The organism is Pedococcus sp. (assembly GCF_036000045.1).
Lineage (GTDB): Bacteria > Actinomycetota > Actinomycetes > Actinomycetales > Dermatophilaceae > Pedococcus.
Window position 1 is genome coordinate 1 of the sequence record NZ_DASYGF010000068.1, and the last position, 14,437, is coordinate 14,437.

Sequence of the window (14,437 nt, forward strand, 5' to 3'; positions counted from 1 at the left end):
GCCCAGGCGTGCTGGAGGATGGTGCGCACCTGCACCGAGGCGCTGTGCTCACGCAGCGACTCGTATGCCTCCGGCACACCCTTGACCCGGTCGACCGCCACCAGCAGGTGGCGGCTGGCGTAGCCGAAGCGTCCCTGTCGGGCGGTCTCCTGACCGAGGTCTCGGTCGTCCAGCACGCTGAGCTGGTCAGCGAGCAGGTCGGCCACTGCAGTGACGTCCCCGTGGAGATAGGTGACGACGCGCACGCCGACCTGGTCGGTGATCTGGGTGAGCGGCTCGGGGTAGACCGGCTCACCGCCGATCAACCGCGCCGCCTTGCCGGCGAAGGACGCCACGCTCTTGGCGCGGCCCGTGACGCTGACATAGTTGATGCCCGCGTCGTCCAGCTGCGCGGTGATGAGGGCGACGAACTCGTCCGCCACCTCCTGCAAGGCAGGCTGCATCGCGGCATACCGGCGCACCGCCTCTTGGACGCCCTGCTCCCATTCGGTCACGCAGACACGGTACGGGGTGGGGGCATGGCGACTAGTGCACCACGACCGGCGCGACCTGCTCGTCGTCGAGGAGGTGGCTCACCTCGCGCCGCCGCGGCAGGAACAGCGCCGGCACCAGGGTGAGCAGGACCAGGCTGGCCGCCACCCAGTAGGTCTTGGCGAACGCCTCGGCGGCGTCGGCGAGGCCCTGGACCACGGCCGGGTGGCCGCCGATCTTGTCGATGATGGACGGGTCATGGCGCGAAGCCATGGCCGGACCCGCGAGCTTGGACTCCTTGAAGTGGTTCGTGAGCAGCACCGACATGACCGCTACGCCGACCGAGCTGGCGATCTGCTGGGTGATGTTGAGCAGCGTGGAGCCGCGAGCGACCTCGTGGTGCGTCAGCGTCTTGAGGGCCGTGGTGAAGATGGGCATCATCGTGCCGCCCATGCCCAGTCCCATGATGAACAGCAGGACGATGATCGTGGAGTACGACGTGGTCGACGTGATCTGGGTGAGCCCGAACATGCCGCCGCTGATGGCCAGCAGCCCGAAGGGGACGATCCGCCCGACGGGGATGCGGTCCACGAGGGCGCCGGCGATCGGCATCGTCAGCATCGCGCCGAGGCCCTGGGGTGCGACGAGGAGGCCCGCGTGCAGGGTCGACTCGCCGCGCACCGACTGGAAGTACGTGGGCACCAGCAGGAGGCCGCCGAAGAATGCCGCCGCGAACAGGAACATCGTCACCGTCGAGACGGTGAGGTTGCGGTTGCGGAAGAGCCTCAGGTCGAGCAGCGGATGGCGCGGCCGGAACGAGTGGAAGACGAAGGTCACCATCAGCACCAGCCCGATGGCCATGTTGACGTAGACCTTGGGGGTGTCCATCGTCCCCTTCTCGGGGATCGAGGAGATCCCGAAGAGGAACAGCGCCAGCCCCGGTGACATCAGCGCCACCCCCAGCAGGTCGAGCGACTCCGACGGCTCGGTGTGGTCGCGGGGGAGCGCGAAGTAGGCGTAGACCACCGCGATCACCCCGAGCGGCAGGTTGATCAGGAAGATCCAGTGCCAGGAGTAGTGCTCGATCAGCCAGCCGCCAAGGATGGGGCCGCCGATGGGCCCCAGCAGCATGGGCACGCCGAGGATGGCCATGAGGCGGCCCATCCGCGCCGGGCCTGCGGCCCTGGTCATGATCGTCATGCCGAGGGGCATCAGCATGCCGCCGCCGAGACCCTGCAGGACCCGGAACCCGATGAGCATGGAGATCGAGGTGGCCGTGGCGCACAGCGCCGAGCCGGCAGTGAAGAGCACGATGGCCAGCATGTAGAGGCGCTTGGTGCCGAAGCGGTCGGCGGCCCACCCCGTCAACGGGATGACCGTCGCCAGCGCGAGCGTGTAGGCGGTGACCGTCCACGCGACGGCCGAGTACGCAAGCGGCTTGGAGGGGTCGTCGCTGAACACGGTCTGGAACGTGGGCAGCGCGACGTTGACGACGGTGATGTCGAGGATCGACATGATCGCGCCGAGCACGACGACGCCCGCGATCTTGAGCACGGCAGCGTCGATCTTCTCCGGATACTGCACAGGAGACGCGACAGCGGTTGACACGGTGACCTCCGGTTGATGAGCGGTGCGCGCCCCCGCAGCTGTGCGCGTGAAATCAGGCTAGTCGAGCGCACTGACAGCCCGCTCAACCATTTTTGGCGGTGCAGGTCAGGCGGCTACTGGCTCGGTTTGTCAGGACCGTCCAGCCGCCTCGAGCACCGCGATGTCGAGCTTCTTCATCTGCATCATCGCCGCGTAGACCTTGGCCGCCCGCTCCGAGGGGCCCGAGGCGATGCGGTCCCAGTCCTGCGGGACGACCTGCCAGGAGAGCCCGAAACGGTCCTTGAGCCAGCCACAGGGACCCTCCTGACCGCCACCCGAGGTGAGCGACTCCCAGTAGTAGTCGATCTCCTCCTGGTCCTTGCAGTCGACCGTCAGCGAGATCGCCTCGTCGAAGGTGAGCTCGGGGCCGCCGTTCAGCGCCACGTACGGCGTCCCGTCGAGCTCGAATGCCACGGTCAGCACCTCGCCGGCGCGCTCACCCGACCCCTCGGGGTAGCGGGTCGTCGTGGTGATCGTGGATCTGGGGAACACCGAGACGTAGAACTCGGCGGCCTCCTCGGCCTGGCGGTCGAACCACAGACAGGGATAGGTGCGTGGCATATCGGCTCCTTCCGGGGCCGGGCGCTCACCCGGCATACCTCCCATGAGACCTCATCGGGGCCGAGAGGTGACGGGCCCAATGGCGTAGCGTCCGGTGTCGTGCCGGAAGTCTCGCCCGCGCTCACGGAGGCGCTGCAGGCGCTGTATGCCGTGGAGCCGGACGCGTTCATGGCCGCCCGTCGCGAGCGGGTCGCGGCCGCGCGGGCCGGCGGGGACCGAGAGTCGGCGACCGAGATCGGCAAGCTCCGCAAGCCCACGGTCGCGGCCTGGTCCATGAACCTCCTCGCCCGACAGGCCCCCGAGGTGGTCGACGGCCTGGTCACTCTGGGGTCCCGGATGCGGGCAGCCCAGGCGCGCCTGGACGCCGCCACCCTCACCGCACTGCGTCCCGAGCGAGACGAGGCGGTGCGACGCTTCGTCGGCGCGACCGCCGACCTCGCGCAAGGGTCCGGACGCACCCTGGCTCCGGCCGCCCTCGAGGACATCCGGGCCACGGCGGTCGCCGCGCTCGCCGACGAGGGAGCGAGCACGGCGCTGAGCTCGGGGCAGCTCACGCGCGCGTTGTCGTACAGCGGGTTCGGTGAAGTCGACCTGTCGGAGGCGGTCGCCCGGACGGCATCGGGGGCCATCCTGACCGTGGTGTCCGGGACAGGCGGCGCGCACGCCGACGGGGGCGCGGATGAGGAGACCGGCGAGCAGGCGGCCGGCTCCCAGCCGGCGAGCGCCGAGGCGCGGCGGGAGGAGCTCGAGGACGAGCTCGCGGCCGCCCAGCGCCGCCTGCAGCAGGCCGAGGCCACGGTGGTCGAAGCCCGCGAGCACGCCGACGACACCCGCCAGAGGCTCGCGGTCGTCGAGCGGCAGCTGACCAAGGCGCGCGAGGCGGATGAGCGCGCCCTCGAGGCGGTCACGGATGCCGTGCGAGAACGCAAGCAGGCCACCGCGGCCCGCGACGCGGCACGGCAGGCGCTCGCGGACGCCGAGTCAGGCGCCGACGACCCGACCTGAGCCCGCTCGTCGCAGGGCGACCCGTCAGGCCGAGGCGGTGAACCGGCGCAGCCGCAGGCTGTTCGTCACCACGAACACCGACGACAGAGCCATCGCGCCCCCGGCGATCATCGGGTTGAGCAGCCCCAGGGCCGCCAGCGGGATTGCCGCGACGTTGTAGGCGAAGGCCCACACCAGGTTGCCCTTGATGGTGCCCAGGGTCCGCCGCGCCAACCGGATCGCATCCGGCGCCGTGCGCAGGTCGCCTCGGACCAGGGTCAGGTCACTGGCCTCGATGGCGACGTCGCTGCCGGTACCCATCGCCAGGCCGAGGTCGGCCTGCGCCAGGGCGGCTGCGTCGTTGACACCGTCGCCCACCATGGCGACGGTGCGCCCCTGCGCCTGGAGTGCCCTGACGGCATCGACCTTGCCCTGCGGCAGTACGTCGGCCACGACCTCGTCGATGCCGACCTGGTGGGCGACGTGAGTGGCGGCGGCAAGGTTGTCTCCGGTGAGGAGGATCGGCCTCAAGCCGAGCCGCCTCAGCTCGCGCACCGCGTCCGCGGAGCTCGGTTTCACGGTGTCCGCGACCGCGATCATGCCGCGGGCCACGCCGTCCCAACCCACGACGACGGCCGTGGCGCCTCGCTGCTGGGCCGCGCTGACGGCATACGAGACCTGCTGTGGGACCGACATGGACCGCTCCTCGAGGAGCCGAAGGCGGCCCACCACGATGTCGTGGCCCTCCACGGTTCCCGCCACCCCTAGCCCGTCCAGGCTCACGAAGTCCTCCACCGGCGGCACCGGACCGTCCCCGGCCGCGGCCAGAGCAATGGCTGTCGCGACGGGGTGCGCCGAGGCCGCCTCGGCCGCGCCCGCGAGCCGAAGGAGCGTCGCGGCGTCCTCGCCTGGGCCGGAGACGACCTCGGCCAGGGACATCTGGCCGGTCGTGACGGTGCCGGTCTTGTCGAGCAGCACCGTGTCCACCGAGCGAGTGGACTCCAGCACCTCAGGTCCCCGGATGAGCAGGCCGAGCTGGGCTCCTCGTCCCGTGCCCACCATGAGGGCCGTGGGGGTGGCGAGACCCAGTGCGCAGGGGCAGGCGACGATGAGGACTGCCACGGCTGCGGTGAACGCGGCAGTCCAGCCCCCGCCCACCGCCAGCCACCCGACCAAGGTGGCGGCCGCGACGGCCAGGACGGCGGGGACGAAGACCGCCGAGACCCGGTCGGCCAGCCGTTGCACCTGGGCCTTGCCGTGCTGGGCGTCCTCGACGAGCCGGGCCAGCTGCTCGATCTGGGTGTCTGCGCCGACGCGGGTGGCACGCACGACGAGCCGGCCGGCGAGGTTGACGGTGGCACCCACGACCGGGTCCCCTGGCCCCACGTCGACCGGCACGGACTCGCCGGTCAGCAGCGCCGCATCGACGGCGCTGGTCCCCTGGACGACCTCGCCGTCCGTGGCGACCTTCTCACCGGGGCGCACGACGAACCGCATGCCGACCTCGAGGTCTGCCACGGGGATCCGCTCCTCGGTCGGGTGCGGGCCGTCGCCGTCGCCCTCGACAGCACCGCGCAGGACGCTGACGTCCTTGGCGCCGAGCTCGACCAGGGCACGCAGAGCGTCGCCGGAGCGTCGCCGGGCCCGCGCCTCGGCATACCGACCGGCGAGCAGGAACGACGTGACGCCCGCCGCCGTCTCGAGATAGATGTCGTCGAGGCCGCCGCCGCGCTGGAGCGCGAAGGTGAAGTGGTGCGTCATGCCCGGCTCGCCCGCGGTCCCGAAGAACAGGGCATAGAGCGACCAGCCGAAGGCGGCGAGGGTACCGATCGAGACGAGGGTGTCCATGGTCGACTGGCCGTGTCGCAGGTTGAGCCACGTCGCTCTGTGGAAGGGCAGTCCACCCCAGATGACCACCGGCGCGGCCAGCACGAGCGAGGCCCACTGCCAGTAGCGGAACTGCAGTGCCGGCACCATGGCGAGCAGGACCACGGGTGCCGTGAGCGCGGCCGACACGAGCAGCCGCTGGCGCAGGGTGGCAGCGGCATCCGGTGTCACCGCGGGCTCGTCCAGCGTGGCCCGCCGGTGCCGGCTGCCGCCCGAGGACGCGACCGGATGCCGCGGCGCCGGAACCGTCGCGGTGTAGCCGGTGCGTTCCACGGTCTCGACCAAGTCGTCGGGGGTGACCTCGCCGGTGTAGCTGACCCGAGCCTTCTCGGTTGCGTAGTTCACGGTCGCGCTGACGCCGGTCAGCTTGTTGAGCTTCTTCTCGACGCGGGCCGCGCAGGAGGCGCAGGTCATGCCACCGATGACCAGCTCGATCTCGCGGGCACCGGGGTCGGGTGACCGCGTCGTCGTGCTCATGGCGCCAGTCGGTAGTCGCCGGCCTCGTCGAGAGCATCGCCGACCTCGGCTGTGGTGAGCTCACGCGCGGACTCGACGCGCACCGTCGAGGTGCCGCCGGCGACGAGCTCCACGTCGACCGCGGTCACGCCGTCGAGTGCCCGGAGCTCGTCGGTCACCGCGCTGGCGCAGTGGCCACAGGTCATGCCGTCCACCTGGAACGTCTGGGTGCTCATGGGAACCTCCGGTGCTGGGTCGGGGCGGGAATGGTCAGGAGCGGACGAGCCGGGCGATCGCCTCGGACGCCTCGCGGACCTTGTCCTGGGCCTCGGGGCCGCCTCGGCGCGCGGCATCGACGACGCAGTGCTCGAGGTGCTCCTCCAGCAGCTCGAGCGAGAACGACTGCAGCGCCTTGGTGGCGGCCGACACCTGGGTGAGGATGTCGATGCAGTACTTGTCCTCCTCGACCATCCGCTGGAGCCCGCGGAGCTGCCCCTCGACCCGCCGCAGCCTCTTGAGATGGCTGTCCTTGCTGTCGTGGTAGCCGTAGTGCGTCTCGCCCATGGTCATGCCATCACCATACCCCCGTAGGGTATTTCCGCAAGCGCATGCTCTGCACAAACAAGCGTCCCGCTTCGCGGTGAGCAGGGCTCTGCGAAGCGGGACGGTGGTATGGCGAGTGCGCGTCAGCGGTGCGAAGCCCGCCGGCCCCGTCAGCGCAGGGGGTTGAAGGGCCTGAGCGCGTCGACCTGCTTGCCCGTCACCATGGTCTGCGCCAGGAGGCGGCCGGTCACCGGGCCGAGGGTGATGCCCCACATGCCGTGGCCGCCCACGGCATACACGCGAGGGGACTTGGTCGCGCCGATGAGCGGCAGGCCGTCCGCGGTGCAGGGGCGCGAGCCCACCCACTCGTCCTGACGGTGGTCGAGGTCGGCACCCCGCAGCAGCGGACGGGCGGCCTCGGCGATCGCCTTGATGCGGCGGGGGTCGAGGGCGGCCTCGGGCTTGCGGAACTCCATCATCCCGGCGACGCGCAGGCGGTCGCCGATCGGCGTGCACGCCACGCGCTCCGCGGGGAAGTACACCGGACCGTTGGGCACGTGCTCGATCTCGACCGAGAACGAGTAGCCGCGGCCGGCCTGGACGACGTTCTTGACGCCGAAGCGGCGTGCCAGGTCGCCCAGCCACGCGCCGGTCGCCAGCACCGCTGCGTCGAACTCCTCGACGGAGCCCTCACGTGTGGTCACGACGACACCGGCGCCCGTGTCGCGGACGTCGGAAACCGTCGCGGCGTCGAGGATCTTGCCCCCACGGGCGCGCACCGAGTCGGCCAGAGCGTGCACGAAGGCGCCCGGGTTGACGAAGCGCTGGCCCTTGAGCAGGATCGCCGCCCCGATCTCGTCGGACAGGCTCGGCTCGATGGCCCGCGCCTGGTCGCCGGTGAGCGCCTCGAACTCGATCGCCTGGCCCGCGGCGTGGATGTGCTCGATCTCCTCGAGCAGCGTCACCCGCTCGGCCTCGGTGCGGTATGACGCGAGGAAGCTCTTGGCCTCGACCGTCTCGCCCTCGACGCCGCCGGCCGTGAGCAGGTCGAAGCTCTCGAGCGAGAGGTCGTTCACCGGGACGAGCGACCCCATGGCCTGCTTCCACGCCTTCATGGTGGAGTGGCGCGTGAAGCCGGCGACGAACTTGAGGAACCTCGGGTCGGCGCTCGGCGGTACGTAGACCGGCGAGGAGGGGGAGAGCACCGCGCGCAGGCCGTACTTGAGGACAGCCGGCTCCGGCAGCGGGGTGGCGATCCCCGGGGTCAGCCAGCCGGCGTTGCCCCAGGACGACCCGGCGGCGACACCCTCGCGGTCGAGAACGGTGACCTCGACACCGTGCTCCTGAAGGAACCAGGCGGTGGAGAGTCCGACCATGCCGGCGCCGACGACGGCGACACGGTGGGGGACGGGGAGACCAGCAGCGGTGATGGAAGCCATGCCTCGAGCGTGACAGTGCCGGGGGGTCCCCGCCTTGGGCGCAGAGGCTCAATCTGAGCCAAGGCATTGTGCTCAGAGCACAACGACGGCGATGCTGGGCGCATGCTTCCCGTGACCGCTCTGGTCCAGACTCTCGGCGGCCTGCTGACCTCGGCCGTCACCGTGGACGGGGTGGCGGTGGACGACCTGACCATCGCCGAGCCGGCGGCGGGCATCGTCGGCCAGCGCGACGACCTGGTGCTGGGTGTCGGCATCGAGACTCCGGAAGCGGCCACCGCTCTGGTCGCAGCCTCGGCAGCAGAGGGCGCCGGGGGCGTGGTCCTACGGCGCGGTCTGGCCAGGCGCCGGATGGTCCGTGACCAGGCTCGCCAGGACGGCATCGCCCTCGTCGAGCTCGCCGAGCACGCGTCCTGGGCCCACGTGGTCTGGCTCCTTCGGGGGGTCATCGACCGGGCCGCGGTGGGCCCAGGCCGGCGTGACGACGCGCCGGTCCAGGACGACCTGTTCGCGCTGGCTGACGCCGCCGCAGCCCTCGTGGACGCCCCGGTCACCATCGAGGACGCCCAGTCGCGGGTGCTGGCTTACTCGTCTCGACAGGACCTCGCCGACCCAGCCCGGGTGTCGACCATCGTCGGCCGCCGGGTGCCCGACGAGGTGCTGGCGACGATGCGCGCCCAGGGCGTCTTCCGACGGTTGGCGCGATCGTCCGACCCCGTCTTCGTGCCCGCCTCCGGTGGCACCAAGCCGCGCCTGGTCATCCCGGTCCGCGCCGGCGGCGAGTGGCTCGGCTCGATCTGGGCCGTCGTGGCCGAGCGTCCCCCCGCCGCGGTGGTGAGTGAGCTCGTGCAGACCTCGTCCGTCGTGGCGCTGCACCTGCTTCGCCTGCGCGCCCAGGCGGACCTGTCACGCCGGGTGGCCGTGGACCGGTTGCGTAGCGTGCTGTCGGGGAACCCCGCAGGAGCCGACGACTGGCTGCCCCCGGCACCGTGGCGGGTGGTGGCCCTCGGCGGCGAGGCGGAGCCGGCTCGCCTTCTGGATCTATGGGAGTCGGTGTCACGGCGCCATGCGTGGAACCAGCCGCTGCTCGCCGACCTCGACGGCCGTGGGTATGCCGTGGTGCGCGACACCGAGGAGTCGTCGCCCGGCAGCTGGCGCTGGCTGGCCCGCGTCCTCGCCGAGGTGCGGGGTGAGGGGCTTGCCCTGACCGCGCGAGCCGGTCGCACGGCATACGCGGCGGGTGAGCTGGGCCGCTCGCGGGCGGAGGCACAGGAGGCCGACCGGGTGCTCGGCGACGCGGAGCCGGTCGCCACGCACGAGGAGGTCTGGGCCGAGATCACCATCGCCCGCGCGGTGGCGCCGCTCCGGGCGGACGCGCTGGGGCCGCTGGCCGCGCTGCGCGAACATGACGACCAGCACGGGAGTGACTACCAGCGCACCCTGGCCGCGTGGCTCGACCATCCGGGGGCACCGGCGCAGGCGGCACGCGCGATCCACGTCCACCCCAACACGATGCGGTACCGGATGAGCCGCATCGCCGACCTGGCCGGCCTCGACCTGCACGACGCCACGGTGCGCCTGGCGGTGCGGCTCCAGCTGGCGGCGACCCTGGGTCAGGCGCGGCTGTCGTAGCCGCCTGCGACCCACGCCTCCACCGTGGCGCCGGCCCCCCGGCGGTGCAGGGACTCCAGAGCAGCGAGGTATGCCGCGGTGAACCGTGGGTCGTCCGCGACCGTCCCGAACAGGTCCCGGTCGCGCACGAACGACAGCGGGTCCGTGGCGCGACGGCCGGCGGCCGACATCACCCGGTCCTTGAGCCGGTCCACGACCTCGATGGGCTGGCCCTGCTCCTCGGTGCCCTCGGCATAGCGCGCCCAGGAGGCCACCACGAGTGCCGACAGCTGGACCGGGCCACGGGTGCGCAAGTCATGAGGCAGGACGCCGACGCCACTCAGGCCCCATTCGTGCGCCTCGCCCTCGTTCATCAGCCCGTCGAGATACCTCGCCTGGTGGGCCCGGTGGAACCCGCCGGCCCCGAAATGCATGATGGCTGCCTTCACTGCGAGCGGTCGCATACGGGCCGGCTCACGTCCGGGTCGAGCTGCCCGATGGTGTTGTCGGACAAGGGGATCGGCGGCACGAGCATGAGAGTCACGCTGAGCCCGAGGGTGGGCCGTCGAGGCGTGGGAACCACTCGGTGACCGGCGCATCTGTTGCGCCGGGGCGTCGGTAGGGGCATAGTCGAACAGGACATGTAAGCGCTTTCAATGACGAAAGGCACGTCTGTGGTCGACGCGTCGCGGCACCCCTCAGGGACGACGATCTACTCGGTCGCCGAGCTGGCGGGCGTGTCCATCGCCTCTGTCTCACGCGTGCTGCAAGGCTCGCCGGCGGTCTCGGACCGGACTCGCGACCGCGTCCTGCGGGCCGCCGAAGAGCTGCGCTACGTGCCGCTGTCAGCAGCCCGCAGCCTGGCGGTCCGCCACCACGAGGCCCACGGACTGGTGCTGCCCGAGCTGTCGGGCCCCTACTACTCCGAGCTGCTCATGGGCTTTGAGTCGAGAGCGGCTGACCTTGGCCAGAGCGTCGTACTCATGCTCGCCGAGGGCAAGCGTGACCTTTCCCGCTCGGTTCGCAAGCTCGCCACCCGGGTCGACGGGATCGCGATGTTGGGATCGGCCGCGATCCCGGCCGAAACCGTGACCTCTCTGCACGGCAGCAAGCCCGTCGTGCTGATCGCCGGAGAGGCGCTCGCGGACGTGGATGCGGTCTCGGCCGAGAACACCACCAGCGCCATGGCCTTGACCGAGCACCTGCTCGAGCACGGGCGCCGGAAGCTCCTTTTCGTGGGGGACCCCGACAGCGGTCCAGATGTGCGCGACCGGTATGCCGGCTTCGTCGCCGCCCACGGCAGGCGTCGCCGGCGCGCCGCCGCCCCCGTGCGGGTGGAGCTGCGCGAAAGCGCCGGAACGGCCCTGGGTGAGCGCCTCCTGGGGGGCACCTACTCGGTCGATGCCCTGGTGTGCGCCAACGACGAGCTGGCTCTGTCGATCATGAAGCGCCTCCGCGAGGGCGGCACCCGGGTCCCGGACGACATCGCGGTGGTCGGCTGGGACGACGTGATGACCGCGCGCTACGTCGAGCCGGGACTCACGACCGTCCGGCAGCCGGTGCGCGAGCTCGGCGCGATGGCAGCCGACTGCCTGCATGCCCGGATCACGGGAGCCGCGGCCCAACACAGCACCCAGGTCATCCCCACCCAGCTGGTCATCAGGTCGTCGTGTGGCTGCCCCGCCGCATCCGGTGACCCCCTCCCGCCGCGCCCGCGGCATACGAAGAACCGCACCCAAGGAAAGAGATCACCATGATGAGACGCACCCCCGTGCTGGTGGTCGCCACCCTGGCGACCACAGCGCTCACCCTGACGGCCTGCGGTCGTGGCAGCAGCGGCACGACGAGCAACGAGACGGCCAAGAGCATCAGCAGCGGCAAGGCCACCGGTGCCATCACCGTCTGGGCGATGGGAGCCGAGGGCGACAAGCTGCCCTCACTCGCCAAGCAGTTCGAGGCGGCCAACCCTGGGGTCAAGGTCAACGTGACGGCCATCCCGTGGGACTCGGCGCACGACAAGTTCACGACCGCGATCACGGCAGGGTCCACGCCTGACGCCGCCATGGTCGGCACCACGTGGATGGGTGAGTTCGCGGGGCTGGACGCGCTCGACCCGACGCCGTCCTCCATCGACAGGTCCCAGTTCTTCCCCGGCGCCCAGAAGACCACCGAGGTGAACGGCACGTCCTTCGGCATCCCCTGGTACGTCGAGACCCGCCTCGTCTACTACCGCACCGACCTCGCGAAGAAGGCCGGCTACAACAGTGCACCCACCGACTGGCAGGGGCTCAAGTCGATGGCCAAGGCCATGCAGACCAAGGCCGGGGCCAAGTGGGGCATGGGGTTCCAGGCCGGCGGCCAGGGCTCCTGGCAGTCGATCATGCCGTTCGCGTGGTCTGACGACGCCAACCTCGCCAAGGACGGCACCAAGGGCTACAACTTCGACAGCCCGCAGCTCCTCGAAGCCGTGAAGTACTACCAGAGCTACTTCACCGACGGGATCTCTGACAAGGCAGCTCCCGCGACCCCGACCACCGAGCCTGACTTCGTCAGCGGCAAGGTCCCGATGTTCATCTCGGGTCCGTGGGAGATGTCCGCGGTCGAGAAGCTGGGTGGTGCCGGCTTCAAGGACAAGTACAACGTCATGAAGATCCCGGCCAAGACGAAGTCCTCGTCGTTCGTCGGCGGGTCGGACCTCGTCGTGTTCAAGAAGTCCAAGAACCGCGACACCGCCTGGAAGTTCGTCAAGTGGCTGTCCGACCCGAAGGTCCAGGTCCAGTGGTACCAGGCGTCGACCGACCTTCCCTCGGTGTCCTCCGCCTGGAGCGACCCCTCGTTGAGCGGTGACAAGAAGCTGGCCGTGTTCGGCGAGCAGCTCAAGACCGCGCAGGCTCCGCCGAGCTTCGCCACTTGGGAGCAGGTCGTCGCCAACTTCGACACCGAGATGGAGAAGGTGACCAAGCAGGGGGCGGACCCGGCCGCCGCCCTGAAGTCCGTGCAGCAGCAGGCCGATTCGATCGGCACCGGCAAGTAGCGATGGCCGCCACCGTCGAGGTGACCCCGACCGGGGGGACGGGTCAGCACCCGTCCCCCCGGCGGGGAGGCGCCGGAGCCGCATCCAGGCGACAAGGGCTGGCCGCGTGGACACTGGCCCTGCCCTTCTGCCTGCTGTTCCTCGTGTTCACGGCCTGGCCCGTCGTCCAGTCGCTCTTCATGAGCATCACTGACACCCGGGCCCGAGACCTGCGCACGCCCTTCGCGGTGGACATCGTCGGATTCGCCAACTTCAGCAAGGCCTTTGCCGACCCGATGTTCCGTCGAGCAGCGCTCAACACCGCCTACTTCGTGCTCATCGGTATGCCGCTCACGATTACCGTGGCGCTGGCCGCGGCGGTGGCGCTGGACCGGGGGATCTCCCGCTTCCGCGCCGCCTTCCGGCTCGGGTTCTACACCCCGGTCATCACCTCGATCGTGGCCGTCGCGGTCGTCTGGCGCTTCCTGCTCCAGACCGACTTCGGGCTCATCAACACGGTGCTGGGGTGGGTCGGCATCGCCGGGCCGAACTGGCTCGGCGACCCGCACTGGTCGATGCCGGCGCTGATCCTCATGACCACCTGGCGCAACTTCGGCACCGGCATGATCATCTTCCTGGCCGGGCTGCAGGCAGTGCCTTGGACCCTCCATGAGGCCGCCTCGATCGACGGTGCGAACGCCTGGCAGCGGTTCCGGCACATCACCATGCCGCTGCTCCGCCCCACCCTGCTCTTCGTCTGCGTCACCACCGGCATCGGCTACCTGCAGTTCTTCGAGGAGCCGTTCGTCATGACCGACGGCGGACCCCTGAGCAGCACCATCTCGATGTCCATGTACACGTACCAGCAGTTCGGCTTCGGCAACTACGGCTACGCGGCCGCGATGAGCTATCTGATCTTCGTCACCATCGCCATCGTGACCGCCCTCCAGTTCCGGCTGCTGCGAGAGAACACGTGAGGACCCCATGACCGGCACCCGGAGACTCCCGAACTGGTGGCTCTACGCGATCCTGCTCGTCGCGCTCGTGGCCGTCATCGCCCCGTTCGTGTGGATGGTACTGGGCAGCTTCAAGACCCAGGGCGAGCTGCTCCAGAGCCCACCCACGTGGTGGCCCAAGCACTTCACGTTCGACAACTACACCCAGCTGTTCTCCCGCCTGAACTTCAAGCAGTACTTCCTCAACTCGACGCTCGTGGCGGTCGCCGTCACCGTTGGGAACCTGCTGTTCTGCTCCATGGTCGGCTATGCCCTGGCGATGCTCGAGTTCCCGGGCCGCAAGGCGCTCTTCATCGTCGTCATGGGCACCCTCCTCGTGCCCGGTGTGGTGACGTTCGTGCCCTTGTTCGTCCTTGTGACCAACCTCGGCCTGACCAACACGCTGCCCGGGCTGATCCTGCCCTTCCTCGTGAGCCCGTTCGGCGTGTTCCTCATGCGTCAGTTCATCCTCGGGCTGCCACGTGACCTGCTCGACGCGGGGCGCGTCGACGGTGCCAGTGAGCTGCGCATCTTCGCGCGCATCTTCCTGCCGCTGTGCGGTCCGGCACTGGCGACCCTCGGAATCCTCACCTTCCTGGGCAGCTGGAACAACTTCCTCTGGCCACTCGTGGTCGCCCAGCAGGAGGACAAGTACACGTTGCCTGTCGCCCTGGCGCTCTACGCGAAGGGTCAGAACTCCACGCAGTACGGGCTGCTCCTCGCCGGAGCGACCGTCGTCGTCATCCCGATCCTGGCCGTCTTCCTGGTCTTCCAGCGGCGGGTCATCGAAGGCATCGCCACCACCGGCATCAAGTGAAACGAACTCAGATTGG

General features: G+C 70.2%; 13 protein-coding genes and 1 pseudogene. 6 read left to right on the forward strand and 8 right to left on the reverse strand.

Annotation, left to right across the window (positions count from 1 at the left end; translation table 11 throughout):
* The 3 genes and pseudogenes from VGN50_RS10315 to VGN50_RS10325 form a co-directional block, all read right to left on the reverse strand.
* Positions 1-494: pseudogene (locus VGN50_RS10315) on the reverse strand (RelA/SpoT domain-containing protein); the annotation flags it as partial.
* 31 nt (positions 495-525) lie between these two features.
* Positions 526-2,055 carry a DHA2 family efflux MFS transporter permease subunit gene (locus VGN50_RS10320; RefSeq protein ID WP_327444674.1) on the reverse strand — a complete coding sequence of 510 codons (1,530 nt, stop codon included), beginning with the start codon at positions 2,053-2,055 and terminating at the stop codon, positions 526-528.
* A gap of 153 nt (positions 2,056-2,208) precedes the next feature.
* Positions 2,209-2,679: a VOC family protein gene (locus VGN50_RS10325; RefSeq protein ID WP_327444676.1), complete on the reverse strand. Its 471-nt coding sequence runs from the start codon at positions 2,677-2,679 to the stop codon at positions 2,209-2,211.
* Between the two features lie 99 nt (positions 2,680-2,778).
* On the opposite strand from VGN50_RS10325, the gene VGN50_RS10330 reads away from it, so the two are divergent.
* Positions 2,779-3,684: a hypothetical protein gene (locus tag VGN50_RS10330; RefSeq protein ID WP_327444677.1), complete on the forward strand. Its 906-nt coding sequence runs from the start codon at positions 2,779-2,781 to the stop codon at positions 3,682-3,684.
* Between the two features lie 24 nt (positions 3,685-3,708).
* Here the strand turns inward: VGN50_RS10330 and VGN50_RS10335 are convergent, their stop codons facing one another.
* From VGN50_RS10335 to VGN50_RS10350, 4 genes are all read right to left on the reverse strand, one after another.
* Positions 3,709-6,027 carry a heavy metal translocating P-type ATPase gene (locus VGN50_RS10335; protein ID WP_327444678.1) on the reverse strand — a complete coding sequence of 773 codons (2,319 nt, stop codon included), beginning with the start codon at positions 6,025-6,027 and terminating at the stop codon, positions 3,709-3,711.
* A complete protein-coding gene (locus VGN50_RS10340) occupies positions 6,024-6,242 on the reverse strand; it encodes a heavy-metal-associated domain-containing protein (protein WP_327444679.1) in 219 nt (72 codons plus the stop codon). The genes VGN50_RS10335 and VGN50_RS10340 overlap by 4 nt, the downstream gene beginning before the upstream one ends.
* Positions 6,243-6,276: 34 nt before the next feature.
* Positions 6,277-6,570: a metal-sensitive transcriptional regulator gene (locus VGN50_RS10345; protein ID WP_327444704.1), complete on the reverse strand. Its 294-nt coding sequence runs from the start codon at positions 6,568-6,570 to the stop codon at positions 6,277-6,279.
* A gap of 149 nt (positions 6,571-6,719) precedes the next feature.
* Positions 6,720-7,988 carry an FAD-dependent oxidoreductase gene (locus VGN50_RS10350; protein WP_327444680.1) on the reverse strand — a complete coding sequence of 423 codons (1,269 nt, stop codon included), beginning with the start codon at positions 7,986-7,988 and terminating at the stop codon, positions 6,720-6,722.
* A 102-nt stretch (positions 7,989-8,090) separates the two neighbouring features.
* On the opposite strand from VGN50_RS10350, the gene VGN50_RS10355 reads away from it, so the two are divergent.
* A complete protein-coding gene (locus VGN50_RS10355) occupies positions 8,091-9,617 on the forward strand; it encodes a PucR family transcriptional regulator (RefSeq protein ID WP_327444681.1) in 1,527 nt (508 codons plus the stop codon).
* Here the strand turns inward: VGN50_RS10355 and VGN50_RS10360 are convergent.
* Positions 9,599-10,030, reverse strand: a complete 432-nt coding sequence (locus VGN50_RS10360; RefSeq protein ID WP_327444683.1) for a hypothetical protein — start codon at positions 10,028-10,030, stop codon at positions 9,599-9,601. The two genes, VGN50_RS10355 and VGN50_RS10360, sit on opposite strands and share 19 nt — an antisense overlap.
* 222 nt (positions 10,031-10,252) lie before the next feature.
* Between VGN50_RS10360 and VGN50_RS10365 the strand changes: the two genes are divergently transcribed.
* The 4 genes from VGN50_RS10365 to VGN50_RS10380 are packed head-to-tail and all read left to right on the forward strand — an operon-like array spanning position 10,253 to position 14,421.
* Positions 10,253-11,353, forward strand: a complete 1,101-nt coding sequence (locus VGN50_RS10365; protein ID WP_327444684.1) for a LacI family DNA-binding transcriptional regulator — start codon at positions 10,253-10,255, stop codon at positions 11,351-11,353.
* On the forward strand, positions 11,350-12,630 hold the full coding sequence (locus tag VGN50_RS10370) for a sugar ABC transporter substrate-binding protein (protein ID WP_327444685.1): 1,281 nt from the start codon (positions 11,350-11,352) through the stop codon (positions 12,628-12,630). The genes VGN50_RS10365 and VGN50_RS10370 overlap by 4 nt, the downstream gene beginning before the upstream one ends.
* A 2-nt stretch (positions 12,631-12,632) precedes the next feature.
* Positions 12,633-13,586 (forward strand): sugar ABC transporter permease, encoded by a 954-nt coding sequence (locus VGN50_RS10375; protein ID WP_327444686.1) that lies wholly within the window; start codon positions 12,633-12,635, stop codon positions 13,584-13,586.
* Between the two features lie 7 nt (positions 13,587-13,593).
* Positions 13,594-14,421: a carbohydrate ABC transporter permease gene (locus VGN50_RS10380; RefSeq protein WP_327444687.1), complete on the forward strand. Its 828-nt coding sequence runs from the start codon at positions 13,594-13,596 to the stop codon at positions 14,419-14,421.
* Positions 14,422-14,437: the final 16 nt, after the last annotated feature.